The sequence below is a fragment of the Desulfogranum marinum genome, assembly GCF_016918565.1.
Classification (GTDB): domain Bacteria; phylum Desulfobacterota; class Desulfobulbia; order Desulfobulbales; family Desulfobulbaceae; genus Desulfogranum; species Desulfogranum marinum.
Map to the genome: position 1 here is coordinate 65,192 of NZ_JAFFQD010000015.1, position 25,313 is coordinate 90,504.

The window sequence follows — 25,313 nt, forward strand, 5'->3', positions numbered from 1 at the left end:
TAACTCGATGCATTTGCCGATTGCAAACAGACAAAAACAACCAAAATATCCTTCGTGGGTTGTTAATGTCATTGGCTTTACAATTCTGATTGCAATAGTGCTCGCCTTGTTTATATGGCAGCAAAAAAACATCAGAAATACGCTCCAAAAAAATGCAGGAAACAGGGCCGGAATGGTGGCCACCCTTATCGAAAAAAATATGGCGAACAACGCCTTGACGCAAGCCACCATTGATGAGATTGTTAGTTCCTTTTTGCTCGATAAGGCCAGGTTCATAGACTACTTAAACAATGTTGCCTCACTTTCGACAGAAGAACTGACGGAATTGGCCCAAGAAACAGGTCTGCTGCACATTACCGTGTCTGCTCATGCCGGCCAGGTATCTTCTTCTCCGAAAACCGATGCACTTACCGTTAAATGTCAACCACCGTTTAACGAAGTCCAGTACGCACACAAGCAACAGGTTGGCTATCTCAACTATTCAGCGACCCAATCAGCCACAGAATGCATAAGTATTATTCTTGATGCCGAGAGTATCTTCGCCCTTCGCGAAGAAACAAGCCTCGCCAAGATGTTGCAGGTCTTCTCCAGCCTACCCGGGATCCACGAGGTAACACTTAACAGCGATGGTGCTGCAGAAAGTAAACAAGCGGCCATCACTCTGCGTAAGGTCAACCAGCTGATGGTTGCCGAAGCGCAATTGAATACCCGGTGGGGACACCTTTCGGTTATGCTTGATGCAACCAATTTTGAAAAAAGACAGCAACAACTGCGCAAACAGTTTCTTCTGTTCACCACCCTGCTCTTCGCACTTGGCACCCTTTTCTCGTGGCTCCTCTATCAGTATCAGCAAGCAGACATTCGCCGGACCCGCTCCTATGAACAAACGATTGCAAAAGAACAGGAGGAGGCGGCACTAGGCAGAGCAACAGCAACCATTGCCCACGAGGTACGTAATCCACTTAATGCCATTGGCATGGGGTTACAACGGCTGCAACTGGAATCGGACAACCTGAATGACGAAGAGCAGCAACTGCTTCAGGCCATGGGCCAGGCGGTGCACAGAGCCGGCACTATCATCGCTGAGCTACAGCGTTTTACCAGACCATTGGTTCCAGATAAAACAAATATTGAACCTGCACAGCTGATAGACCAACTCCTGACACTCTACCACCAGCAGTTACAATCGCAACGCATCAGCCTTTCCACAGATTATACGTATACAGGCACTATTGGAGCCGACAGCAACCTGCTCAACGAGTGCATGGAAAATTTGTTGAAAAACAGCATTCAAGCTCAACCCGCAGGCGGCTCCATAAAGATACGTTTATTTCAGGAAAAGGCCATGGTAGGTATTGCCATTACCAACAAGGGATTTACTTTGCCCCAAGACCAGTGGAGGCGACTAGGCACACCATATTTCACCACCAAGGCCAACGGCAATGGACTGGGCCTTGCCCTGGTAAAAAAAATTATCGAGGCCCATGGGGGAAAGCTTTCCCTGCTGCCCGATGTTGCTCAACAGCAACTAACAGTACAGATTTTACTTCCTTTGGGCCTGCCGTAAACGATCGAAACGATTGACATCCTATAATCACAAACACCACTACGACAACTTATGCATATCCTTATCGTTGATGACGAAGAGCTGCAGCGTTCCTTGTTAAAAGGATTTTTGCAAAAACAGGGCTTCCAGGTTTTGAGCGCAGCTAACGGTGCAGACGCTCTGCAAATATTTCGTCACACTCCGGTGGAACTGGTATTGCTGGACCATCGCATGCCGGACATGAATGGTGATGAGCTCCTGGCGCGCATGAAAGCACAGAATCCACTGGTTCGGGCAATAATGATCACAGCCTTTGCGACCGTTGATACCGCAGTCAAAGTGATGCAGCTTGGCGCTGACGATTTTCTGGAAAAGCCGGTTGATCTTACCCAGCTGCTACAGAAAATACAGGAAATCCAGGAACAACTTTTTATCAGCAACGATGTCGCTATTATTGCCGATGAAATCCATACTGCTCAGCTTCCTGTTCGCATGATTGCAGAAAGCAGGGCCATGAAAAATGTCCTTTCCATGGTTCTTCGCGCTGCCCCAACCCCGTGGACAGTCCTGCTCCACGGCGAAACGGGAACAGGCAAAGAATTGATAGCACGCCTGCTCCACCTCCTCAGCTCGCATAAAAACGGACCATTTATAGAACTCAACTGTGCAGCCATTCCGGAAAACCTATTTGAATCAGAGTTGTTCGGCCATGAAAAAGGGGCTTTTACCGGCGCAGAGGCACGGAGAAAAGGGGTATTTGAACAGGCCCATACCGGCACCCTGTTTTTAGATGAGGTAGGCGAACTCCCGCTTCCAATGCAGGCCAAATTGCTCAGGGCCTTGCAGGATAAAACAATCATGCGGGTCGGCAGTGAAACTCCGCTAGCGGTTGATGTACGCATTGTTGCCGCAACCAACCGCAACCTGAAGGATATGGTTGCCCGCGGAAATTTTCGCGAAGATCTCTACTTTCGTCTCAATGTTATTGAAATTGAAATTCCTCCACTGCGAGAGCGAAAAAAGGATATCCATGCGCTGGTGCCGTTTTTTCTTAATACATTTAACAGTACCATTACATTCGACGACCAGGCACTCAGCCAACTGACCAAGTATGATTATCCTGGAAACATAAGAGAGCTTGAACATATCATTCAAAGAACCATTACCCTTGCCCGTGGGCAGGTAATCTCACTGCGGGACCTGCCGGAGGTAGTCAGACATAACGCAGGACATGATCGCAGTGGAAAGCTCAATCAGCGGCTGGCTCAAGTAGAGCGTCAGATGATACTTGATGCTCTGGATGACCACGATTGGGTGCAAACAAAGGCCGCCCAAAGCCTGGGCATTAGTGAACGGGTCTTACGCTACAAGATGGAAAAAAGTGGTATTGCCAAGAACACAGGCAAAGGGTAATTATTTCCGGCTGTGTTCATTTTTCAGACTCCCACGCCAGGCTGCTCTCCCCCGAGGGTAGGAAAACTGAATATGATCGCGAAAGACCGCGACCCTCAGTCCCTTACTCAAATGCAGTTCGCTGCCTGAACGCCCTTGACTGACCGCCTTTGTTATGGCCAGGATATGCTCATAACGTGCCGGAGTGCCTATGCTCCACAGAATACGTTCAAACAGCCGACGCTGTAGAGCGGGATGGTACCGGCTCACCATGTGACGATTGACGCTCAACACCATGGCTTCGGGACTGCTGGAAGTAGCCATTGGCACATCTACCTGGTCCCACAGTTGCTGGACCTGCCCTTCCAGAAAATCTTCATCTTCAGCAAGATTAGCGGCAGTCTTTAAAAGCGCCTTGCGAATACCAGGATCATACTTTTGCTCAAGTAGCGGCAACAGTTCGTGACGAATGCGATTACGCAAAAACGAGTGGTCATCATTACTGGAATCATGACAAAATGGAATCCGCTGCTCCGCAAGATAATTCAAGAGAGTCTGCTTGCTCAGTTGAAGCAGGGGGCGAAGAATACCATTCTCCAATTGCTGCATAGCCGAAAGCGCCTTGCGACTACTGCCGCGAAGCAGGCGAAGTAACACCTCTTCCACCTGGTCATCAGCATTGTGGCCAACGGCAATATAGTCAGCTTGATAATGTTCTTTCATCCGATGCAGGGCGGCATAGCGCAAGTCCCTGGCAGCATGTTCCAGCGACTTCTTGTAATGCTTGGCCTCGCTTTCAGCAGCAACTTCGACGATCTCTGCGTCCAGTCCAAGTTTGCCGGCTGTCTGCTGCACCAGCTGACGCTCTCCAGGAATTTCTGCCGGTCTCAGACCATGATCCACATACACAGCAATCAGCCTGAGATGACATTTAAGGGCAAGCGCATGGAGAATATGGACCAAAGCTATGGAATCCGGTCCAGCCGAGCAGCCAATGATAATGGTATTGCCTTGCTCGCCCAGCAGTGCAGAGCTCATCCATTTATAGACGGCACGTTCAACAGGATGCATGGAAAGAAGGCAAAGGAAAGAAGAAAAGCAAAGAAAATTTTCAGGAATTGTTTTCCCTGTTCTTCTTGTGAGGCAAGAAGAAAAAAGAAACTGCCCAAAAAACAGCGATCAACAGAACGCCCCCTGCAACCAATCCATCAAGGGTACGCTCAAGGGGTGAGGCAACTCCGGCTGAAACGCGGAGATTAATGATCAACCACACCAGAACACCCAGGCCGGCAGCGACCAGTCGAACAATATTTCTTATTCTATTTTTACTCTCTGTCATCATCTCGTTCCGAGCCAATTGTTTCAAAATACAACAATTACCCGGCAGAACGAAAATTTCTGCCGGGTAACATAACGTATCGACTTTAGTCTGAACTTTTAAACTCTGCAACAAGAGCCTGAATTGATTCCTTGGCATCGCCAAAGTACATGCGTGCATTATCAGCAAAAAACAAGGCATTTTGAATGCCGGCAAAACCAGGATTCATGGAACGTTTGAGCACGATAACAGTCTTGGCACGGTGGGTCTCAATGATAGGCATCCCGTAGATCGGGCTGTTTTCATCATCAAGTGCGGCGGGATTGACAACGTCATTGGCCCCGATGACCACGCAAACATCAATGGAATCCATGCGTGGATTAATATCATCCATCTCAACCAACTGGTCATAGGGTACATTGGCCTCGGCCAAAAGCACGTTCATGTGACCAGGCATTCGCCCTGCTACAGGATGGATGGCATAGAAAACTTCAGTATCATTTTCTTCGAGTAGATCTCCCAACTCACGCACCACATGCTGTGCTTGAGCAACGGCAAGTCCATAGCCGGGTACAAAGGCAACGGAATCCGCCGCTTCAAGAATATAATACACATCTTCAGCGGAGGCCGGCCTGATTTCACCCTGGGGACCGCCATCGCCGGCTGCAGCACCAGCGGTGGTCGTTCCAAATCCGGAAAAAAGCACATTAGCCAGCGAACGATTCATGGCCTTGCACATAATCTTGGTAAGAATGATACCGCTGGCACCAACTAATGCACCGGCAACAATAAGGATATTATTGGAAATAACAAAACCGGCCGCACAAGCAGCAAGACCGGAGTAACTGTTGAGCAGGGAAATGACCACCGGCATGTCAGCGCCACCGATGGGAATGACTGAAGTTACACCAAAACCTAGAGCGATCAGTACGATGAGCACAAAAAACAGGTAACCGACCCATGATCCTGGCACAGCGCAAAAAATAGCTGCCGAGCCTATGGCACCGGCAAGGATAGCACCATTAATGAGATGCTGGCCTTTGAAGACAACTGCCTGCTGGGAAATTTTTCCACTGAGTTTACCAAAGGCAACCATTGACCCGGTAAAAGTGACTCCACCAATAAATGCCGACAGAAAAGCAATCGCACCAAGAAAAGGAGACATCTCCGGATTCTGGTGGTATTCGCCCCAAGCAAGGAGCACACTCGATATCCCGCCGAAACCGTTAAACAGGGCCACCATTTCCGGCATGGAAGTCATTTCTACCTTGTAAGCGGCAAACAGACCAATGGAGCCACCTATAGCTATTCCAAAGATGATCCATTTATAATCAAGCCCACTGGCAAGCAAGGTTACGACGATCGCCAGCAGCATGCCCAAGGCAGAAAAAAGATTGCCCTTACGTGCTGTTGCGGGCGAACTGAGCATTTTCAAACCAAAGATAAATAGCGCAGCTGAGCCTACGTAAGCAAAGTTAATACCTAGCGCACCCAAGTTCATTTGGAGTCTCCCTGATCTTTCTTCTTGAACATTTCAAGCATTCTGTTGGTCACAGCGTACCCGCCGACAACATTAATAGTGGCAAAGGTGACGGCCAACGTTCCCAAAAAAGCGGTAAAGCCCGGGCTGTCTGTTTTCAATGAGGCCAAAGCTCCGATCAGGGTAATACCCGAGATAGCATTAGAAGCTGACATCAGGGGGGTATGCAGAGTTGAAGGGACCTTTGAAATCAGCTCAAATCCAAGAAATATGGCCAGGACAAAAACAAATGTTAAATATACGGCTTCCATTCCACTCCTCACTTATTCATAATAGACTTGTACATCTCGCTGAAAATCTCACCGTTATGGGTGATGAGCGATCCTTTGATGATATCGTCTTCTACATTAAGATCAAACTGCTTGGTTTCCTTGTTCCAGAAATGTTCGATAAAGTTACCTAGGTTGGCAGAATAGACCTGACTGGCAGTCTCCGCCACCCGGCCTGGCAAATTGCCAAGTCCGACAACCTTTACTCCGGCAATCTCGACAATTTTATCAAGCTCCGAGCCTTCAACATTACCGCCGGTCTCCACAGCCATATCCACGATAACAGACCCAGGCTTCATCTGTTCAATCATCGCCCGGTCTACAATTCGAGGAGCAGGTCTGCCGAAAAGCTGGGCAGTGGTGATGACAATATCCGCCTTCGCGCATGCCTTGGCCATACCTTGCTTCTGCATCTCCATCTGCTCTGGAGTGAGCTGCACGGCATAGCCGTCCTTGGTTTGCCCTGTCTCACCGAGGTCTACTTTGACAAACTTAGCGCCCAGTGATTTGACCTGCTCTTCCACAACCGGCCTGGTATCAAAGGCCTCAACCCTTGCGCCAAGACGCCTGGCTGTGGCGATAGCCTGCAGTCCGGCCACACCAACACCGATGATAAACACTGTGGCTGGTTTAATCGTCCCTGCTGGAGTTGTCATCATCGGCAGAATCTTATCAAGTTGCTCTGCACCCAAAATAACAGCAATATACCCGCCCAGATTTGCCTGGGAGCTCAGGACGTCCATTTTTTGGGCAATAGTTGTACGGGGAATCATCTCAAGGCTAACCCCGTTAACCCCAGCTTCAACCATGGCCTTTACCAATGGTTCTTCGTTGAACGGATCAAGATAGCTGATATGCAGGGCCTCTTTTTTCATCAGCCCAATTTCTTCCACAGGCGGTTTGCGCAGCCTGAGGATGATATCACTGCTTTTCAACAGCTCTTGCCTATCCTCGCCGATGGTGGCCCCGACATCGGTATAAGCAGAGTCTTCAAAACGACAACTCAAACCGACCCCGGTCTCAACCACAACCTCGGCCCCCAGCTTCACCAATTTCTCCACCGTAGCGGGAATCAGCGGTACCCGATTTTCACCTGCATGTACTTCTTTCATCACCGCTATTTTCATACAATAACTCCTCTCTTAAACGAAGATGTAGCGATAAAGAGTAAATAATTACGAAACTGTTCCCCCCCTTCCCAATTCCACACCGCGTGCTCTTTCACTCGGCTAAAAAAAAAAGCCGTTCGCCAAAATATCAGCCTTCTTGTCTTGGGAGCGTGAAAAAAAATTGAGTAGAATCCTACGATGTGCAAATTATGCGTTTTGCACCTTGGGACAGCCGTAATCTTCTAAAATTAACATGAAAAATCGTTAATCTAGCGGTTACCCACCGCAGCTGTCAAGGGAAATCTACAGCCATACCATACCCAAGTCCAGCGAAACATTCTCGATAAAAGGCCTGCCCTTTTCTAGACGCAGCTCACCGTTCAGGTGTGCGGAAAGCAGACTGAAATTGCTCTTGATAAACGCCCCGCAACGGGCAATCAGGCAAAAGACTTTTTCCCTGTAGCAGCAAGCGCGATGAGCAACCGATCGTGAATATTATCAAATCCGCCGTTTGAAAGCACAGCAACGACATCACCATCCTGAGCGACACCAGCCACATGGGCAATGATAGTGTCGGTATCTGGAAAGTAAGCTGCCTCCATCCCTCTCGCCTTCAGGTCTTTAACCAGGGTAGTCGAAGAAAATTGCTGTTCTGCTGGTATGCCATCAAGAGGAACATGTTCACGCACGATGACTTGATCAGCTCCTTGAAAAGCTACGGCATAATTCTGCTGAAAAATTGATCTTCGACTTGAATTGGTGCGTGGTTCAAAAACGATAATCAACCTGCTCGTCGGCCAGGCCATGCGCAATGCTTTGACGGTCTCAGCCACAGCAGTAGGGTGATGGGCAAAATCGTCGATAACGGTTACTCCGGCAACACACCCCCGTATCTGCTGTCGACGCTTTACCCCCTCAAAAGAAGCGAGCCCCCGGCGAACGTCATCCAGGGCAAACCCCAAGTGGTGCAACAAAGCAATGACAGCCGTGGCATTAAGCACGTTATGAACGCCAGGCATAGGCAAGGAAAACTCACCGATATTTTTATGGTCATAAGCCAGAGTGAAGGTGGTCGACACCCCGTGCGGGGTAACATCTTTTACCTGCCAGCGGCAATTATCCTGTACACCATAACCAATGACCGGACATCGTGCCTGCGCAGTCAGCTCACGAACAACTTCATCATCGGTATGCGCCACCAAAACGCCATGGGAAGGGATCCGTTCAATAAATTCGGCAAAAGAGGCTTTTATGGCCTCAAGGTCGGCAAATATATCCGCGTGATCAAATTCAACAGAGGTCAGAATTGCGCATTCCGGCCGGTAATGGTGAAACTTTGAGACTTTGTTAAAAAAGGCCGTATCATACTCATCCCCCTCAACCACGAAATAAGGTGCTTGACTGATATTGAAATTGCGGCCAAAGGCTTCGACTATCCCACCAATCATAAATCCTGGGGTACAGCCAGCGCGATGCAGGGTAGTCGCCAACAGTGACGAAGTGGTTGTTTTGCCGTGGGTACCGGCAACAACCAATGATCGATGCCCGGCCAGAAAAAATTCGCCCAATGCCTGGGGCATCGAAAGGTATGGAATCTGCTGTTCGGCAAGGGCGATGGCTTCGGGATTGGTAGCGCGAACAACGTTACCGACAATTACAAGATCCGGGGTATCTCTCAGGTTTTCAGCGCAATATCCAGCCAGTACGGGGATGCCGCACTCCGCTAAAAAATCCGACATAGGCGGGTACACATTCTGATCAGAACCGGTAATACGATAGCCCACCTGTTTGAGCATACCGGCCAGAGCAGCCATTCCGGTACCACAGATACCAATGATATGAATATGACTTGGATTTTCAGGACAGCAGTTACGTGCAGGGTCCAATGTTGCAGCCCGGCTCATTCTGAATGCACCGATCGTTTGACGGCCTTGTACACCTGATCAAAGGTTTCTGCGAAATTACCGGGAGTCAACCTCCCGACCTCGATAAACTTAACCACTATTTCCTTAGCCCCTTTAAAAATAGCCTCATCGGTTACCGGACGATGAAACTGCGGAGTTTTATTCTCTTCGTTTTTCACTGTTTCCCTCATGGATTGCACGCTTGACGTAACTTGTCACGGGGTGAGTACCCCTTGATTTATTAGTCATCAAACCTGTAACTGATTACAGGTGGTCCATATTTGGTCAAGCACGGTTTCTTGCTACACTTAATCTCTGCAGGAAACTGCGATCGTTCCAAGATGGGGTACTGTGAGCAGTTACACTTCGACAAAAAAACCCCTGCTACCGGAAGAAGGCCAATTCTTAACCAGGTGTAACAGGGGTTTTCAATCTCACACGAAAAAAACCTGTTAAGCACTTTTCGGGAGAATTACTTACAACCAACAATTGTATGAAAAAGTTACCTCGTGTACGACCTAATTTTCACTCAACCGCTTATAATCGACAGCTTCAGCGAGTTGAATCAAATCTTCACGATCGACCTTATCGCCCTTGACAGTTACCATAAACCGACCGGCAACAACCACATAGACATCCCCGCTTCGCTTGTTGGCATCAAATTTAATGATTGCACGTTGGCCTTTCAGCGTTTCAAGTTTCCCTCCGCCGGCACCTGCAAACATGGGATTATTAATCATCATTAACACACTTTGCAGGACAGGTGAGTCGGAAACTATCTCCAAACTCAAAGATGCGTCCTCCTTAAAATAATCTCTGCTCACCGTGACGCCACCACCTAAAACGGCGGCACCAATGGTGTGTGCACTTGCCTCACCGGCCTCCCAGCCAGGAAGGGGTTCCGGAAGCAACTGCTTCATTTTCTCACTTTTCTGCTGACGAACAAGCTGCGAGGCATAATCAAGATTTGATGCAGCATCTGCATATTCACCGGCTTTATACTGCTTTACAGCCTCTTCAATAGTACTGAGTACAGTATCTTCTTCTGCAGCAAAGCTCGGGTGACAGACAGCCAGCACCAGAAGCAGCGCCATAAGATATTTTTTTTTCATTTTCTTTACCCGGTTGCACTTTACATTTTGAAAAAGATCTGTTGTGGTGATAACAGGCACCGTCATCTGTGTCAAGCAAAGATAGCACCTGAAGCACCCCTACCACAGCGACGTAGTTAAAGCCATTTTACAACGAGTTAACACTTCAACGACTAACAAGGGATAGCAGTGGCTCAAAAAAGAATCGCATCCCTAACAGATAGAAAACAATCGACATAACTCCAGCTGCCGGTACGGTGAACAACCAGGAACCGAATATGGAAACCACGACCCTGCTGTTTACGCCGCCAAGCCCTCGAGCAAGACCGATACCAAGGATTGCTCCTACAAGCGTGTGTGTGGTGGAAACCGGCAGGGAAAGCCTGGTGCAGACAAGTACGGTTGCAGTAGCGGCCATATCTGCTGCTACGCCTCGGGAGGGAGTTATCTCGGTGATCTTATACCCCACTGTTTTCATGACTTTATAGCCGTAAGTGGCTAGCCCGAGCACGATTCCGGCACCACCCAGGCCAAGTATCCATATGGGTACAGGAACCTTCATCTCAATGCTCCCAGTCTCCAAGACATGAATAATAGCAGCTAATGGACCGACCGAATTGGCAACATCGTTTGCTCCGTGAGCAAACGCAACAGAGCACGAGCTGACAATGACCAAAGGCACAAAAGAGCTCTCAACAGCCTCCAACTGATCGCCTAAGGACTCGTTCTGGCGGGCAGCGAGCTTCTTTTTCGCAAACATCCATGCAATAAACGCCATGACAACGGCAATGGCAAAAGATATCCAGATAGAATTTTGGCCGGCCAGCCACGGCATATCACCAATAACATGTTTTAATCCCTTATAGATGGTTGCTAAAAGAACAACCATAGTCAGGAGAAACACGATAATAGGTAGATGAATAACAGCAGCCTTCACTGGTTTTTCTTTTCCTAGAATAGCCTTGCTTATATAAACAAACAGCAGGTAGGACAAAACGCCTCCTGCAATGGGGGAAATAAACCATGAAGAAACAATCTGTCCCATTTTTACCCAGTTAACGGCATGCCAACCAGCGGCAACAATACCGAAACCTGCCACAGCCCCGACAATGGAGTGTGTGGTAGAAACCGGCATCCCCACCAAGGTTGACATATTGAGCCAAAATGCTGCTGATAAAAGGGCACCGGACATACCGATGATCAACATAACAGCGACTTCGTCCGGACTGACTCCGGGAAGCGAGGCTAGAACGCTTGGGTCAACAATACCTTTGCGAACTGTATTGGTTACATGCGCGCCAACAAGTACCGCCCCTGCAAACTCGCATAGTCCGGCTGCAATAACGGCATTACGGATAGATAGGGCCCCCGAACCAACAGCATCCGCCATGGAATTGGCAACATCATTTGCCCCGATGTTCCAGGCCATGTAGAGCCCAAGAAGAGCAGTAAATACTATAACTATGTAATAGAAATCCATGATACGTAGTCCGTATGCGTATTATCAGTTCTTGACAGGAGGGTAAGGGTGTCGGCTAGTAAAAAAATTATGGTTTTGCTATCATCACTTCCAGTAATTCGCCGGCCTTTTGTGCCTGATCTGCAATATCACCAAGAATTTTTACCAATTTTTCATAAAAAAGAATATTCAGGATCGTTTCTTCACCTTCCAGGGCAAAGACTTCCCTGGAAAGACGTCTCGACATTTTATCGCACTTCCATTCCTCATTGCTGAGTTCCTTGATATGTTCAAGGACAGCTCGGGCTTCAGCACCACCAAAAGCCGTTCCGGCAAGATTCTTAAATTCAACTGAAGCCGTGAGGAAAGTACCGCTTACCTGAAACACCTGATTGAGAAATTCAAGAAAAAGTTCCTGAATACTTGGATGAATGCGGGTGTCACGCAAGGTCAGAATAACGGTAAAATCCTCTGCCAGGTCCGCCATCTGCTCCTGACGGGAAAGAAAAGCAATAAGCTGACTACGATCCACAGGTAAAAACGTCCGCTGGGAAAGAAAGGCCCGCACCTCATTTTTAATCAAGTCGGCTTCGTGTTCAAGACGGGACATCTTGGAATGCAGTTGGCGGATGGTAGCATAATCTTCCCCTATCAATGCCTCCATGATGGGCCAGAGCATTTCTACACATTCGTGTACTTTTTTACTATGCTCTACAATAGGTCCGAACGGAGAGGTCCCGAACAAATCACCGATGAGACTTTTCATATTTTCCTCCGTAATAAGATTTTAACCGTCTCTTGCATACGACACATATCTTTCAAGCGGGCTCGAAGCTAGCCAAGACTGACAGGAATGTCAACATATCTTCACCCTTTGCCGATCATGAAAAATCTTTTCTGGTAGAACCCTTTAATAATTAAGGATATAATTTATTATCAATACCATTTCAACGAAGATTAACTGTATATTCAACCATTTCAGGACGCCATGACTTTTTTTGCAGTTTCTTTGCCCATGTTGCTTCGCTTTTTGCTCATACCTTCATTGATATTTTTTATCCCGCTGTCAGCTCTGGCTGCCGGTTCTGAACAGCCCCCCTTGTCATGGATTATGATGAGTGTTGGTCTGGTAGGAGGGCTTGCTTTTTTCTTGTACGGCATGGAAAAAATGAGCTCCGGCCTTAAGCAGTCAGCCGGAGACCAAATGCGTTCCGTCCTGGCCGCCCTCACCCGCAACACGTTTATAGGACTCATTGCCGGTGCTTTTGTCACCATGGTCATCCAATCATCGAGCGCCACCATGGTCATGGTGATCAGTTTTGTCCAGTCTCAACTGATGACCTTTACCCAGTCACTTGGAGTCGTACTGGGCGCAAACATCGGCACCACTATCACTGCTCAGATGGTGGCCTTTAAGCTCACTGACCTTGCCTTGATCATGGTCAGTATCGGCTTTGGGATGCGGATGTTTGGCAAAAGTCAAAAAATTCAGTCCATCGGCGATATTCTCCTGGGGTTCGGCATGCTCTTTTACGGGATGAAACTCATGGGTGATGCAATGACTCCCCTGCGCACCTCACAAGAATTTATTGATGTAATGAAGGGCCTGGAAACGCCATTTCTCGGTCTTATGGTTGGGATGATTTTCACAGCTCTCGTACAAAGCAGCAGCGCTTCCATCGGGGTAGTGATAGTCATTTCCCAACAGGGTCTCATAACCCTTGAAGCAGGCATTCCTCTCATCCTTGGAGCCAATATCGGTACCTGCATCACCGCAGTGCTTGCAGCAATCGGCAGAACCAGAGAGGCCAAAAGAGTTGCTCTTTCCTATGTCATCATAGAGGTAATCGGGGTGTTTCTATTTCTCTTCTGGATAGAACCATTTGCGCAGGTCGTCAGACATCTCACCGATATGGGAGGTGCAGGGGTCGCTCGGCAAATTGCCAATGCGCACACAGTGTTCAATGTTAGTCTGGGTTTTATGTTCCTGCCCTTTGTCGGACTTATTGCTAGACTATGCACCTTTATCCTCCCTGACAAAAAAGTAGTTAAAGGTGTTGTACCAGCCACATGGCATCTCGACGATGCAGTTCTCTCGACACCGGCTCTTGCAATCGAGCTGGTTCGGGCCGAGATAGCACGAATGGCAAAAATCCTGTACCGGATGCATAGAGCCGCCATCTATCCCTTTGTTTCCAGTAAGCCCCGCCACGATGTCATTTATCCTCACCTGACACTGCTTGAAGGCATCGAAATGCGTGAGCACAAGATAGATTACCTGGAAAAACAGACCCGTAACTATATTCTCAAGCTTCATCGCAACGAACTCACCGCGGAACAGGCGGCAGAAACCATGTATCTAATATCGCTGCTTGATGCACTTGAAGGTATTGGTGACACTATAACGAAGATGCTGGTTCCATTAATTTCTAAAAAACAAAAACTTAAACAGGACTTTTCCAACGAGGGTAAACGGGAACTTATCATCTACCACAGAAAAGTCGGTCATCAATTGCAAAGGCTGCAGGAAGCTATGACTACCATGGCCCACTCACTGGCCCGCAAGGTAATTACCAGAAAAAACCGTTACGCAGAACTCGATGCTGAATACCGCCAGGCACACCTGCAGCGTTTATTTTCAGAACGTCAGGAAAGCCTTGAAACCCATTCTGTGCATGTAGAGCTGATGGATGCCATTAAAATAATTAACATGCATACGGCAGAGATTGCCGATTTGTTATTGAGTTCCGGCTTACTCGGTTCAAAAGGCGAAGATTCTTCCCCGGAAGGGGAGGAACCACCCCAAGCAACTGAACACAGCAGCAATGCAAAGCACACATGAATCGCCAAACTGCCGAATATGTATGGTTGATTGTCTTTATAGCAGTGTTGACCTGGTCGGGAATACAGCCAAAAGACCAATTCACCTGGTTTTTGGAAGTATTGCCGGCACTCATAGGTTGTGTGATTCTGGTCATCACCTACCGGAAATTCCGTTTAACCACCCTGCTCTACGTCCTGATCTTGCTCCACTGCATCATTTTGATGGTCGGTGGCCACTACACCTATGCTGAAGTACCTCTTTTTAATGAGATACAATCGATTTTTGGGTTAGAAAGAAACAACTACGACAAAGTAGGTCATTTTTTTCAAGGATTCGTCCCTGCCATTCTAGCCAGAGAAATTCTCATCCGTAAACGCATTGTGAATGGAAATTCCTGGTTAAATATTATAATTGTTTCCCTGTGCCTTGCATTCAGCGCACTGTATGAACTCATCGAATGGTGGGTTGCCTTGGCTACAGGCGATGATGCGGAAGCATTTCTCAGTACCCAAGGCTATGTATGGGATACCCAGTCGGATATGGCTTGGGCACTTTTCGCATCACTCACCGCCATCCTGCTTTTAACAAAAATGCATGATAACCAGTTAAAAAATATAAAAAAATAAGCCTGCACCGCCAATTACCATTCCTGTATCTTTCACATACCTCAATCTCCAAGCCTGCACCATGAATGATCCTATACGACAACTTCGCCACACCCTCCATACATACCCTGAACTATCCGGCGAAGAGCACAATACGGCAAAAAGAATTGTCCGGTTTTTCAGTCCCCTCAGCCCGGACGCCATCCTTGAAGAGTTAGGCGGTTGCGGAGTGGCGCTGGTTTTTTCAGGGCAGGCACCAGGTCCGACAGTGATGCTGCGCTGTGAACTCGATGCAGTCCCGGTTCAAGAACGCTCTCAGCTCGACTACTGTTCAAAGATCAATGGGGTTGCTCATCAATGCGGTCACGATGGACACATGGCTATTGTTGCAGCGGTGGGTATGGAGTTGGCAGCAAAACGAACACAACACGGCAGAGTGGTGCTCCTTTTTCAACCAGCGGAAGAAAACGGCATGGGTGCCAAGGCTGTGCTTCAAGATCCACGATTTGAGGCAATCAGACCAGACGTTGCCTTTGCCTTGCATAACCTCCCTGGATATCCTCTTGGCCAAATAATTGTCCGTCCTGGTACCTTTAACTGCGCCTCACGTGGAATGAGCGTAAAACTTTCAGGCAGCACAGCCCATGCTGCACAGCCTGAAACCGGTCAAAGCCCGGCAGCGGCAATGTGTACATGCATCCAAAAAATTTCCGCCCTCCCCCCGGCAACAGTACCTGCAGATGAAACTGCATTTGCAACCGTTGTCGGAGCCCAGCTTGGTAAAAAAGCCTTTGGCACCGCGCCTGGCGAAGCTCAAATATGGACCACATTGAGAAGCGAAACAGATGCAACCATGAAAAAGCTGACCCAGTACATTGAACACATAGTGCATGACGCGGCAGCCGAAGATGGCCTTAGGGTTAGCATCGAATACCAAGACGTCTTTCCGGCAACGGTTAATGGTGCCCAAGCCGTAAAACGAACTCAAGAAGTGGTTGGCGATGCACCATTGACCATCCCCAATAAGCCGCTGCGCTGGTCTGAAGATTTCGGGAGGATTACGGCAACTTGCGAGGGTGCACTTTTTGCCGTCGGCGCAGGTACAGATCGCCCGAATCTCCATAATCCGGACTACGATTTCCCCAATGCGTTGATTCAGCCGGCAAAGAATATTTTCATGCGATTAATTAGCAGCTACCTCGACTAACCAGGATTTTTCATGAACACTTTGTCTTTTTTAAAAAAAGTATTAATTTCAAAATGATACAGTGAAAGCAAATGAGATATACAGGGAACAAAATGTCTACCAAAGGTCAGTCCATGCGGCGCCATCTTCTTCAGTATTTTGGTAGTAAAAGGTAAGCGTAGACTCCGAAATTTCCAAATGCAGGATTTAGGTACTATGATTCACTACCAAAAACTTTGAACCTGCCACCGCCTGAACTGATGAGAAATCCAGGCTAAGGCGTTGCCCTGATCATTCATACCTGACAAAACCATCGATCATTTTCCGGTCATAGCCATGGCAGGCATTTATCAACTGACGGGTGTAGGGATGGGTTGCCTGGCCATTAAGCAGGCTTACATCGGAGAGTGTTTCGACCATTCTGCCGTTAACCATCACCCCCAACCGATCACACATGTGCGCCACCACAGCAAGATCATGGCTGACGAGAATATAGGTCAGATCATATTTTTCCCGTAGCCGATGCAACAAGTTCAGCATTTCGGCCTGCACGGAAACATCAAGGGCTGAGGTCGGCTCGTCAAGCAACAAAATTTTTGGTTTCAAAATCAGCGCCCGTGCTATGGCCACTCGCTGACGCTGCCCACCTGATAACTGATGACTATAACGAAATCGGAAATCCAGTCCCAGGCCCACGTCAACCAGCATCTCCCTTATCCTGCTTTCTGCTCGCTCCAGTTTATGGATTGTGATCGGTTCCCGCAGGACGCGGTCAACCGTGTGCCGAGGGTGGAGAGAACCATAGGGATCCTGAAAGACCATCTGCACCTGTCGATAAAAATCCAAATTCCGACGACCAATACACGCCCTGCCGTCAATGGCTATGCTCCCCCCTTGCAGGGGGTACAGACCGCAGAGTGCCTTGAGCACTGTTGATTTGCCTGAACCTGACTCGCCCACCAACCCGTAGGAGCACCCCCTGGCTACCTGAAAAGACACGTCACGAACCGCATCCACCCTGGCTGAACCATGACCAAAACTGACGCCAAGGCCTTGCACATCGATCATTACATCTTGTTGAGCCATGCTTCCTGCCTCTGCAAAACCGGCAATACCTGCTGCTTGCGATCAATAGACGGCATGCAGCTCAATAAACCTTGCGTATAGGGATGACCGGCATTCTGCAGCTCGGCAGCATCACACACCTCCATAACCTGCCCGCCGTACATGATGATCACCCGGTCACAGAATGAAGCAACCAGATGCAGGTCATGGCTGATAAAAATAAGCCCCATCCCCTGCTGGCTTACCAGATCATCCATAATGGCCAAAAGTTGCAGCTGCACGGTCACATCAAGGGCTGAGGTCGGCTCATCGGCGATTAACAAATCAGGGCTGGTAATAAGCATCATTGCAATCATGATCCGCTGCCCCATCCCGCCTGAAACCTGATGTGGATACAGATGAAACACTCGCTCGGCATTACGAATCTGCACGGCTCTAAGCATTGCCAGCGCTTCTTCCCGGGCCTGGGTTCGACTCATTTTACTATGCGCACGACAGGCCTCCACAATCTGCGCCCCAACTTTCATTACCGGATTAAGGGAAAACTTCGGATCCTGCATGACCATGGCAATGCGACGGCCCCTTATACTTCGCCAGGTTGCAGGGTCGGCTGCCAACAAATCCTGTCCATCAAAGACAAGCTTTTCCGCCTCCACTTTCCCCGGAGATCCGACAAGACCAAGAATAGCCCTGGCTGTCACCGACTTGCCGGATCCCGACTCCCCGACAATACCAAGTTTTTCCCGGCCCATGGTAAAACTCAGCCCCCTTACCGCATCCACCGTTCGGTGGTGGCTGGTAAAGCTGACCTGGAGATTCTCAACTGTGAGCAAAGGTTCCATCATTTGCCCCCTGATCGCGGATCAAGGACATCACGGAGACCGTCGCCCAAAAGATTAAAGCCGAGACTGACAATAAAAATGGCTATACCGGGAAGTGTTGCCACCCACCATTGGTCAAGCAAAAACTGGCGACCGCCGGCAATCATTGCACCCCATTCGGGAAGCGGCGGCTGAGCACCCAAGCCAAGAAAACCCAATCCTGCGGCCGTCAGTATGATCCCTGCCATGTCCAGTGTTACCCTGACAATAACCGATGAAAGACATAAAGGAATTATGTGATGCACGATCAACCGAATATGACCTGCCCCCTGCAGCCGAGCTGCAACAATAAAATCGGAGTTGCGGAGCGTGATGGTTTCCGCCCTTGCAATTCTCGCATATGGGGGCCAGGAGGTAATAGCTATGGCAATAATAGCATTCTCTATTCCCGGCCCGAGCGCTGCCACAAAAGCAAGAGCAAGAATCAGCTTGGGAAAGGCGAGAAAAATATCGGTTATCCGCATCAGCACACTATCAACCAATCCGCCACTGTACCCCGCAACCGTACCAACAACCAACCCGAGGGGAGCGGCAATAATGGCAACAAGCACGACCACATACAGGGTCAGCCGAGAACCGTACAAAATTCGGGAAAGGATATCTCGTCCCAGTTGGTCTGTTCCCAGCCAGTGTTCCATGGACATGGTCTGCAACCGCTGCTCCAGATCGGGAACATTGGGATGATACGGAGCGATCAAAGGGGCAAGGACTGCTGTCAGCACCAGCAGGGTGATGATGCCCAACCCGATCACTGCCAGTCGATTCCGGGTAAAGCTGAGCCAGGCTATATAGCTCCGGCCGGCTCTTGCCTGCAGTCGACTGCAGGGAGTGGTGGTAAGCAGCCACTGGCGAAGACCGTCAACAGTTTGTTCTTGTTGCGGATACTCGTTGTTTGCCATGACTACATCCTGGCCCGCGGGTCAAAGATCTTGTACAGCAGATCAGATAATAAGTTGACGCCGATAAACACACCGCCGACAACAATGGTCGCACCCAACACCGCATTCATGTCTGCACTTAATAAAGATTGGGTAAGATACATACCAAGACCTGGCCATGCAAAAACCGTCTCGGTAAGGACCGATCCTTCAAGCAGGCTAGCATAGCTGAGGGCAACAACGGTAATCAAAGGGATTCGCACGTTACCCAAAGCATGGATACAAATCACCCGCCATTCGGCAATCCCCTTGACCCTGGCAGTGGTTATGTATTCCTGCTCCAGTTGATCCAGCATAAAACTACGTGTCATCCTGCTGATATAGGCCGTTGAAAAATAGCCAAGGATAGAAGCGGGAAGCACCAGGTGCGCCAACGCATTTTTGCATATATCCCACTCACCGGCCAACAGGGCATCAACAACCAGAAGTCCGGTCACAGGATCAACCATCCCCTCGTAAAAAACCTCGATCCTACCAGGACCTGGAGCAATATCAAGCCGACCGTAAAAAATGAGCAACCCGACCAGGCCAAGCCAGAAAACGGGTACGGAATAACCAAACAGACTGACCACCCGTAAAATATGATCCGGCCATCGGCCCCTAAATACCGCCCCAATAATGCCGAATGGGATACCGACCAGTACCCCGATAGCGGTGGCAACGGTTGCAAGTTCCAACGTTGCAGGGAAAACACGCTGGATATCTTTGAGCACCGGGTTAGCCGTGAGTACGGACATGCCGAAATCGCCTTGGAACACCTTAAGCAGATATATCCAAAACTGTTGATACAGAGGAAGATGGAGCCCCAACTCAATCCGCATCCGTTCGTAAACTTCCGGGGTCGCTCGGTCGCCGACAGCTGCCAACACAGGATCAATGGGAACCACTCGGCCTATAAAAAAAGTGATAAAAAGCAAGCCGAGAAAAGTAAGGGCAACAGAAAAAAAGATGGCTGGAATCTTTAATCCGATTCCAGCCATAATTGATGGGGTTGTTTTCAAGCAGCGTTCCCTATAAACTATTTGGTAACGTTGTAGTAAAAATTGGAGTCAAAACTCGGGCCAAGGATAAACCCTTTCACATCAGTCCGTTCCGCAGCCACCTCAATCTCCTGAAACATGATCACAAAAGGGGAAACCTGCTGATGCTCTCTCTGGATAGCCTGATACATTGCCGCACGTTTTTCCGGATCACGTTCAGTAACGGCCGCATCGGTTGCCTCGGACATTTCAGGAATATCCCAGGCATTTCGCCAGGCTAGCGGTTTAGATTTAGCCTCATCGGAATTATCTCTATTCCAGGCAAAGGTGGAAGCATTGGTATGCGGATCCTGATAATCCGGTCCCCACTTACCGATGTAGATATCATGATTACGGGCACGATACTTTGTCAGAGCCTGCTTACCATCCATGGGCAGGATTTCCACCGTCACGCCTGCCTTGGCAAAAGTCGCCTGGATGGCCTGTGCCATGTCCATTGTCGGACTAGTGTTGCGCGTGGCCATAGTCAGGGTCAAGCCATCACCATACCCGGCTTCAGCAAGCAGTTGTTTTGCCTTTTCAACATCAAGGGCATAGGGTTTATCTTCCAAAGCGCCCAGAAAACCCATGGGCAGAAATGCCTGATGGACAATCATGGTTCCTCGCAGAAGCGTGTCGGCCATCTGCTGGTAATCAACCAAATACTTCAGTGCCTCACGGACCTTGGGCTTACTCAGGGCCTCGTTTTTCTGGTTCAGCCCCAGGTACCAAATCCCGCCTTTCGGCTTTGGGTGCAGTTTCACGTCTGGATTGTCTTTGAGGGAGTCGAGCTGGTCAGCTCCCAGGTCGCGGGCAATGTCCACATCCCCTTTTTCTAATAAAAGCTGCTGGGTTGCAGCCTCGGAGACCTGGCGCATAATCACTCGCCGCATGGCCGGCACTCCGTCCCAATACTTTTGGTTGGCGTCCAACATGAGTAGTTCTGCCGGTTTCCATGTCTTTAATGTAAAAGAACCGGAGCCGGCATAATTGGTTTTCAGCCAGTTATACCCAAGGTCTCCATCTTGCTCATGGCTCAAAACCAGTTTCTTATCCACTACTGAAGCCGGAGTAGCGGTCAAACAGTACAGAACAAAGGTCGGTGCATAAGGTTTATCGGTGGTAAACACAAGCGTTTCCGCATCAACAGCTTTGATCTTTTCTTTTACATTTTCCGGGGTAAAACCGAACTGACTGATAATAAAGGCCGGTGATTTATCCAGCAAAATGACACGCTGCAGCGAAAAAGCAACATCTTCAGCGGTCATGGGATTGCCCGAAGCAAAAGTAACGCCTTGACGGATTTTAAAGGTAAAGGTCATGCCATCGTCAGCAACTGTCCAGCTCTCAGCCAGGACACCAAAAATTTCAGCAACATTATCCACATCATACCCGATCAGACGATCATAGGTATTGGCAGCATACTCTGCACCTGAAAATTCGAATATTTCGGCAGGATCAAGAGATATCATATCATCTATCTGTGCCGCCATAACCAAAATATGCTTGGGCGTTTTCGCCGTCACCGGATTACAGCACAGAAAAATAGACATCAGTATCAACAGACAACATCGCTTCATACTCTCCTCCTCTTTGTTTAAGGACACCCTTCAGCCTACGCCGGCCTTTATGACAACAGCTTGTTTTCCTGCAGATTTATTTTTTCTTTCGCCCACTTCGTTCCTTAAAAAATAAACGCACCGGCACCCGGTCAAGCCCAAGCCCCTCTCGGAATCGATTGGCAAGGTAGCGCTGATAGGAAAAATGGATACCTTTGGGCGCACTCGCGATGACGGCAAAGGTCGGCGGTGCTGTCCCCAACTGAGCAGTGTAAAACAGCTTGAGCCTTCTTCCCCTATACATGGGCGGTTCATGGTGTGAAACAGCGGCTTCAAGCAACCGGTTAAGACTGCTGGTCGGAAAACGCATATGAAACTGACGATGGACCTTGCCAATCTCAGGAAAAATTCGTTTAATGCCGTAACCGGTCAGTGCTGACACCCTAAAAACAGGGGCAAAAGGGATATAGTTGGTGGCCATCTCCACTTCATTAAGCAACCATTCCTGCCGTTTTTTATCGCCTTCAATCAGGTCCCATTTATTGAGCAGAATAATCAAAGCTTTCCCGTGTTCCTGGGTGTAGCCGATCACCTTGGTATCCTGCTCAGTGAGTCCTTCGTCCGCATCAATAATGACCACTGCGATATCGCAACGGGCAAGAGATTTAAGTGCCTTAAGGATAGAAAATTTCTCAAGCTTATCCGTGGTTTTCCCTTTCCGCCTGATGCCGGCCGTATCAATAAGCAGGTAATTATATTTATCGCGACTCACCAATGTATCCACTGCATCGCGGGTGGTACCCGAGATCTCGGAAACCACCATTCGGTCCTGGCCGAGAATGGCGTTGACCATGGAAGATTTACCAACGTTTGGACGCCCGAAAAAAGCCAGGCGAATGGTATTTTCAGGTAATTGTGCAACTTCTCCGGTTGGCTCCATATCTTCCACCAGAGCGTTCATAAGCGTCTTGAACCCATAGCCATGATCTCCGGAAAGCGCCCAGAGCTGTTCCACCCCCAGTTCCCAAAAGGGAGCAAGCAGTTCATGTTCAATATCAGGACCGTCAATCTTATTGACTATATAATAGACATCCTTATCAACCCGGCGCAACATATCCACAATTTCAATGTCTGCCGGATTAAGTCCTTGCCGACCATCCATGAGAAACAAAATAATATCCGCCTCTTCGATGGCAAGCATCGCTTGGTGGCGGATATGATTGGTAATGGTATCGTCTTCGTCATCGATGCCTCCGGTATCGACCAGGGTAAAAGGATGTTCTTCCCAGACGACATGTGCATAGTGACGATCTCTGGTCACTCCGGGAGTCGGATCGACCAGCGCATCACGCCTTTTGGTCATCCGGTTAAACAAGGTTGATTTGCCGACATTGGGTCGACCAATCAGAGCGATCAGTGTATCTGCAACAGTTGTCATATTTTCTTATCTAATTGGGTACGGCATTGCCGGGTGAGGGTATAAAGAGCAGCATACTCAGCAGCTGCAGGTTTTTCAAGCAATGCGATGAGTGAGGTAAGGGCCGGGGCTAGAAACTGTTGAAAAAAAGGTTTCTGCCGAACCCGTGTTAAAAAGGCAAAAGCACCAAGAATCTGCAGGTTTCGCTGGAGAGAGAGCAGCAAGAGTTCATGGAAGAACTGTCGATGATCATACTTACACAGCGTATCAAGCTCCTCCAAATAGGTGCAGGTCAAATGATCACGGATCTCCTTTGCAAGCCGTGCGTAAGGGTCTAGCAGCAAAGAGGCCAGATCGTAGGCCAAAGGCCCCAGACGTCCGCCCTGGTAATCGATGATTCGGACATCACCGGCTGCAACCATAATATTTCTGCTTTGAAAATCACGATGCAGAAAAAATTCCGCAGGTGCTTTTGCAGCAGCCTGAGCAAGGCGGACACAATCATCCCGGACAGCCTCACTGTCAAATGTCAGTTCAAGGTAATCCCTGCAAAAGGCCTGGAGAAAATACCCGGATTCCTTTTCAAGCATTACCTGCATATCATACACAGGCGTGTCCCAGCACCAGGTTGGGTCAAAAGAGCGTGCTCCTTTCACCTGCATGTGCGCTAATGTTCGGACAGCCTGTTCATAAAGTTTAAGTAACCGGGGCGTCATCCCCTGTTCTTTTGCCAGGAGATCGTGAAGCCGACTGTTGCCAAGATCTTCACAGACAACCATACTGCAGGACTCAGCAAAACCATAAACAAAAGGGACGGGAACGCCTTGCCCCTGAAGATGGCGGCCAATGGCAAAAAAAGATCGCGATTCAGCCGTACCGTTACGGTCCCCTTCCGGGGGTAAGACGCAGACAACCTGCTGGTCCTTCTGCTTCAGACGTAAAAAGATACGGGTCGAGCCATCAGGCACGAGCTGGTCCACCTGCAATTGTGCAGGGATAAGGGCAATACCATGTGGTTGTAACAGGCCTGTTGCTTTTGTAATGATGGATGTATACTTGCCCATTGTTTGTTTACTCACCATCTCCATCACCCATAACAATCCGGTCTTCGATCACACTTCCGGAGTCCACCGTAGCATTATCCCATAGCACAGATCTGGCAAGCCTGGCTCCGCTGCCAACCACGCACCCTTTGCCGATGGCACCCCAGTCATCAAACACCGCATCAGAGGCAACCTGGGCACCAGAAGAAATATGCCATCTACACTGCCCCTGCACATCAGTCAGCAGCTCCCGATGCAGATCGAGATAATCTGCGGGGGTACCGATATCACGCCAGAAACAGTTGTCAGCGCTAAAAATCCCAACCTGGCCGTCACGGGCTAACTCCTCGTAAAGATCAATGATGTGGAAAAAACCCGCCTGAGGAATCAATTCCAACACGTCGGGGTCTACAACATGAATGCCTGTAAATGCCTGCTTCTCGCCCTGGCTACTCTGCTGAAAAGAACATATTCGGTCTCCAGCGACGGAGACCGTATTAAACCTTGGGAAATCATGCATTGCCAGTGTCACCCTATATTGGTTGCACAAGTGTGTTTGATAAAGGACGGCAAGGTCAATATCATGATATATATCGCCATTCATCACCAAAACAGGCTCATTTACAAACTGCGGTAATGCTTTACGTAAACTTCCCCCGGTTCCGAGTATCTCCGGTTCATGCTGCACGTGTATGTCAGGAGAAATGGATAACGTTTTTTTTATCTGCTCCGCAAGGTGATGACAATTGACAACGATTCGGGTACAGCCGGCATCTCGCAGTTTGTGTAACAAAATAATCAGCAACGGCGTATTGAGGACAGGAAACAGGGGTTTGGGCCGATGTTCGGTGAAAGGCCTGAGCCGAGTACCGAAACCTGCTGCCAGTAATATTGCCTGCATAATTTAAATAATACCTTCAACAGGGGGAAAAATGATCGCACAGCAACAGCTTCGGCGTACTGTGCCGCGGCTTTTTTCATGGTATTCGACATACCCGGTGCATGCCCTCACACAACAAAACTACTTTTCCTATCATACTGGTGTGTTAACTTAGCCATTCCTTCAAGCATGACCAATGTTTCACATTTCCATTAAACAAGAAAAGTCTTGATATACCGTGAGGATTGATCTTGACTTGTGGTTCCAA

At 48.8% G+C, this 25,313-nt stretch carries 23 protein-coding genes; 5 read left to right on the forward strand and 18 right to left on the reverse strand.

Annotated features, from left to right (window positions below; translation table 11 throughout):
* Positions 1–7: 7 nt before the first annotated feature.
* Both JWH17_RS10160 and JWH17_RS10165 read left to right on the forward strand, forming a co-directional pair.
* On the forward strand, positions 8–1,567 hold the full coding sequence (locus JWH17_RS10160) for a sensor histidine kinase (RefSeq protein WP_205222502.1): 1,560 nt from the start codon (positions 8–10) through the stop codon (positions 1,565–1,567).
* A 51-nt stretch (positions 1,568–1,618) separates the two neighbouring features.
* Positions 1,619–2,959, forward strand: a complete 1,341-nt coding sequence (locus JWH17_RS10165) for a sigma-54-dependent transcriptional regulator (protein ID WP_205222503.1) — start codon at positions 1,619–1,621, stop codon at positions 2,957–2,959.
* Here the strand turns inward: JWH17_RS10165 and tilS are convergent, their stop codons facing one another.
* From tilS to JWH17_RS10215, 10 genes are all read right to left on the reverse strand, one after another.
* Positions 2,960–4,009 (reverse strand): tRNA lysidine(34) synthetase TilS, encoded by a 1,050-nt coding sequence (gene tilS, locus JWH17_RS10170; protein WP_205222504.1) that lies wholly within the window; start codon positions 4,007–4,009, stop codon positions 2,960–2,962.
* 40 nt (positions 4,010–4,049) lie between these two features.
* Positions 4,050–4,280: a hypothetical protein gene (locus tag JWH17_RS10175; RefSeq protein WP_205222505.1), complete on the reverse strand. Its 231-nt coding sequence runs from the start codon at positions 4,278–4,280 to the stop codon at positions 4,050–4,052.
* An 82-nt stretch (positions 4,281–4,362) separates the two neighbouring features.
* Positions 4,363–5,757 (reverse strand): NAD(P)(+) transhydrogenase (Re/Si-specific) subunit beta, encoded by a 1,395-nt coding sequence (locus JWH17_RS10180; protein WP_205222506.1) that lies wholly within the window; start codon positions 5,755–5,757, stop codon positions 4,363–4,365.
* Positions 5,754–6,047 (reverse strand): NAD(P) transhydrogenase subunit alpha part 2, encoded by a 294-nt coding sequence (locus tag JWH17_RS10185; protein WP_205222507.1) that lies wholly within the window; start codon positions 6,045–6,047, stop codon positions 5,754–5,756. The genes JWH17_RS10180 and JWH17_RS10185 overlap by 4 nt, the downstream gene beginning before the upstream one ends.
* 8 nt (positions 6,048–6,055) lie before the next feature.
* Positions 6,056–7,192 (reverse strand): Re/Si-specific NAD(P)(+) transhydrogenase subunit alpha, encoded by a 1,137-nt coding sequence (locus JWH17_RS10190; protein WP_205222508.1) that lies wholly within the window; start codon positions 7,190–7,192, stop codon positions 6,056–6,058.
* A gap of 419 nt (positions 7,193–7,611) precedes the next feature.
* On the reverse strand, positions 7,612–9,078 hold the full coding sequence (gene mpl, locus JWH17_RS10195) for a UDP-N-acetylmuramate:L-alanyl-gamma-D-glutamyl-meso-diaminopimelate ligase (RefSeq protein ID WP_205222509.1): 1,467 nt from the start codon (positions 9,076–9,078) through the stop codon (positions 7,612–7,614).
* The gene (locus JWH17_RS10200; protein ID WP_232371024.1) at positions 9,075–9,257 is read right to left on the reverse strand and encodes a hypothetical protein; all 183 of its coding nucleotides are present in this window, start codon (positions 9,255–9,257) and stop codon (positions 9,075–9,077) included. The genes mpl and JWH17_RS10200 overlap by 4 nt, the downstream gene beginning before the upstream one ends.
* A 339-nt stretch (positions 9,258–9,596) precedes the next feature.
* A complete protein-coding gene (locus JWH17_RS10205; RefSeq protein ID WP_205222511.1) occupies positions 9,597–10,190 on the reverse strand; it encodes a hypothetical protein in 594 nt (197 codons plus the stop codon).
* Between the two features lie 145 nt (positions 10,191–10,335).
* Positions 10,336–11,649 carry an inorganic phosphate transporter gene (locus tag JWH17_RS10210; RefSeq protein WP_205222512.1) on the reverse strand — a complete coding sequence of 438 codons (1,314 nt, stop codon included), beginning with the start codon at positions 11,647–11,649 and terminating at the stop codon, positions 10,336–10,338.
* 67 nt (positions 11,650–11,716) lie between these two features.
* Positions 11,717–12,394, reverse strand: a complete 678-nt coding sequence (locus tag JWH17_RS10215; RefSeq protein ID WP_205222513.1) for a TIGR00153 family protein — start codon at positions 12,392–12,394, stop codon at positions 11,717–11,719.
* 222 nt (positions 12,395–12,616) lie between these two features.
* Here JWH17_RS10215 and JWH17_RS10220 point away from each other — a divergent pair, with 222 nt between their 5' ends.
* From JWH17_RS10220 to JWH17_RS10230, 3 genes are all read left to right on the forward strand, one after another.
* A complete protein-coding gene (locus JWH17_RS10220; protein WP_205222514.1) occupies positions 12,617–14,470 on the forward strand; it encodes a Na/Pi cotransporter family protein in 1,854 nt (617 codons plus the stop codon).
* Complete coding sequence (locus JWH17_RS10225; RefSeq protein WP_205222515.1) at positions 14,467–15,078, forward strand: DUF2238 domain-containing protein; 612 nt, start codon at positions 14,467–14,469, stop codon at positions 15,076–15,078. The genes JWH17_RS10220 and JWH17_RS10225 overlap by 4 nt, the downstream gene beginning before the upstream one ends.
* A gap of 61 nt (positions 15,079–15,139) precedes the next feature.
* Positions 15,140–16,264 carry an amidohydrolase gene (locus JWH17_RS10230; RefSeq protein ID WP_205222516.1) on the forward strand — a complete coding sequence of 375 codons (1,125 nt, stop codon included), beginning with the start codon at positions 15,140–15,142 and terminating at the stop codon, positions 16,262–16,264.
* Positions 16,265–16,534: 270 nt separating this feature from the next.
* Here JWH17_RS10230 and JWH17_RS10235 read toward each other — a convergent pair whose 3' ends face one another.
* The 8 genes from JWH17_RS10235 to JWH17_RS10270 all read right to left on the reverse strand — a co-directional run bounded on the left by JWH17_RS10235 (position 16,535) and on the right by JWH17_RS10270 (position 25,066).
* Entirely contained in the window at positions 16,535–17,329 is a 795-nt protein-coding gene (locus JWH17_RS10235; protein WP_232371025.1) for an ABC transporter ATP-binding protein, read from the reverse strand.
* Positions 17,311–18,150 carry an ABC transporter ATP-binding protein gene (locus JWH17_RS10240; RefSeq protein ID WP_369125054.1) on the reverse strand — a complete coding sequence of 280 codons (840 nt, stop codon included), beginning with the start codon at positions 18,148–18,150 and terminating at the stop codon, positions 17,311–17,313. The genes JWH17_RS10235 and JWH17_RS10240 overlap by 19 nt, the downstream gene beginning before the upstream one ends.
* Positions 18,150–19,088, reverse strand: coding sequence for a nickel transporter permease (gene nikC / locus JWH17_RS10245; protein ID WP_205222518.1), 939 nt, complete (start codon positions 19,086–19,088; stop codon positions 18,150–18,152). The genes JWH17_RS10240 and nikC overlap by 1 nt, the downstream gene beginning before the upstream one ends.
* 2 nt (positions 19,089–19,090) lie before the next feature.
* The gene (locus JWH17_RS10250) at positions 19,091–20,107 is read right to left on the reverse strand and encodes an ABC transporter permease (RefSeq protein ID WP_205222540.1); all 1,017 of its coding nucleotides are present in this window, start codon (positions 20,105–20,107) and stop codon (positions 19,091–19,093) included.
* 38 nt (positions 20,108–20,145) lie between these two features.
* Entirely contained in the window at positions 20,146–21,726 is a 1,581-nt protein-coding gene (locus JWH17_RS10255) for an ABC transporter substrate-binding protein (RefSeq protein ID WP_205222519.1), read from the reverse strand.
* A 76-nt stretch (positions 21,727–21,802) separates the two neighbouring features.
* Complete coding sequence (gene der, locus JWH17_RS10260; protein ID WP_205222520.1) at positions 21,803–23,143, reverse strand: ribosome biogenesis GTPase Der; 1,341 nt, start codon at positions 23,141–23,143, stop codon at positions 21,803–21,805.
* Entirely contained in the window at positions 23,140–24,204 is a 1,065-nt protein-coding gene (locus tag JWH17_RS10265; RefSeq protein WP_205222521.1) for an aminoglycoside phosphotransferase family protein, read from the reverse strand. The genes der and JWH17_RS10265 overlap by 4 nt, the downstream gene beginning before the upstream one ends.
* Positions 24,194–25,066 (reverse strand): nucleotidyltransferase family protein, encoded by an 873-nt coding sequence (locus tag JWH17_RS10270; RefSeq protein WP_205222522.1) that lies wholly within the window; start codon positions 25,064–25,066, stop codon positions 24,194–24,196. The genes JWH17_RS10265 and JWH17_RS10270 overlap by 11 nt, the downstream gene beginning before the upstream one ends.
* Positions 25,067–25,313 lie beyond the last annotated feature (247 nt).

Excerpts from the sequence above, each read along its gene's own strand:
- JWH17_RS10230 (WP_205222516.1), top strand. The coding sequence starts at position 15,140 with ATGAATGATCCTATACGACAACTTCGCCACACCCTCCATACATACCCT.
- JWH17_RS10265 (WP_205222521.1), bottom strand. The coding sequence starts at position 24,204 with ATGGTGAGTAAACAAACAATGGGCAAGTATACATCCATCATTACAAAA.
- JWH17_RS10220 (WP_205222514.1), top strand. The coding sequence starts at position 12,617 with ATGACTTTTTTTGCAGTTTCTTTGCCCATGTTGCTTCGCTTTTTGCTC.
- tilS (WP_205222504.1), bottom strand. The coding sequence starts at position 4,009 with ATGCATCCTGTTGAACGTGCCGTCTATAAATGGATGAGCTCTGCACTG.
- nikC (WP_205222518.1), bottom strand. The coding sequence starts at position 19,088 with ATGGCAAACAACGAGTATCCGCAACAAGAACAAACTGTTGACGGTCTT.
- JWH17_RS10165 (WP_205222503.1), top strand. The coding sequence starts at position 1,619 with ATGCATATCCTTATCGTTGATGACGAAGAGCTGCAGCGTTCCTTGTTA.
- JWH17_RS10250 (WP_205222540.1), bottom strand. The coding sequence starts at position 20,107 with ATGGCTGGAATCGGATTAAAGATTCCAGCCATCTTTTTTTCTGTTGCC.
- JWH17_RS10270 (WP_205222522.1), bottom strand. The coding sequence starts at position 25,066 with ATGCAGGCAATATTACTGGCAGCAGGTTTCGGTACTCGGCTCAGGCCT.
- JWH17_RS10240 (WP_369125054.1), bottom strand. The coding sequence starts at position 18,150 with ATGGAACCTTTGCTCACAGTTGAGAATCTCCAGGTCAGCTTTACCAGC.
- der (WP_205222520.1), bottom strand. The coding sequence starts at position 23,143 with ATGACAACTGTTGCAGATACACTGATCGCTCTGATTGGTCGACCCAAT.
- mpl (WP_205222509.1), bottom strand. The coding sequence starts at position 9,078 with ATGAGCCGGGCTGCAACATTGGACCCTGCACGTAACTGCTGTCCTGAA.
- JWH17_RS10215 (WP_205222513.1), bottom strand. The coding sequence starts at position 12,394 with ATGAAAAGTCTCATCGGTGATTTGTTCGGGACCTCTCCGTTCGGACCT.
- JWH17_RS10225 (WP_205222515.1), top strand. The coding sequence starts at position 14,467 with ATGAATCGCCAAACTGCCGAATATGTATGGTTGATTGTCTTTATAGCA.
- JWH17_RS10255 (WP_205222519.1), bottom strand. The coding sequence starts at position 21,726 with ATGAAGCGATGTTGTCTGTTGATACTGATGTCTATTTTTCTGTGCTGT.
- JWH17_RS10235 (WP_232371025.1), bottom strand. The coding sequence starts at position 17,329 with ATGGCTCAACAAGATGTAATGATCGATGTGCAAGGCCTTGGCGTCAGT.
- JWH17_RS10175 (WP_205222505.1), bottom strand. The coding sequence starts at position 4,280 with ATGATGACAGAGAGTAAAAATAGAATAAGAAATATTGTTCGACTGGTC.
- JWH17_RS10210 (WP_205222512.1), bottom strand. The coding sequence starts at position 11,649 with ATGGATTTCTATTACATAGTTATAGTATTTACTGCTCTTCTTGGGCTC.
- JWH17_RS10205 (WP_205222511.1), bottom strand. The coding sequence starts at position 10,190 with ATGAAAAAAAAATATCTTATGGCGCTGCTTCTGGTGCTGGCTGTCTGT.
- JWH17_RS10160 (WP_205222502.1), top strand. The coding sequence starts at position 8 with ATGCATTTGCCGATTGCAAACAGACAAAAACAACCAAAATATCCTTCG.
- JWH17_RS10180 (WP_205222506.1), bottom strand. The coding sequence starts at position 5,757 with ATGAACTTGGGTGCGCTAGGTATTAACTTTGCTTACGTAGGCTCAGCT.
- JWH17_RS10185 (WP_205222507.1), bottom strand. The coding sequence starts at position 6,047 with ATGGAAGCCGTATATTTAACATTTGTTTTTGTCCTGGCCATATTTCTT.
- JWH17_RS10190 (WP_205222508.1), bottom strand. The coding sequence starts at position 7,192 with ATGAAAATAGCGGTGATGAAAGAAGTACATGCAGGTGAAAATCGGGTA.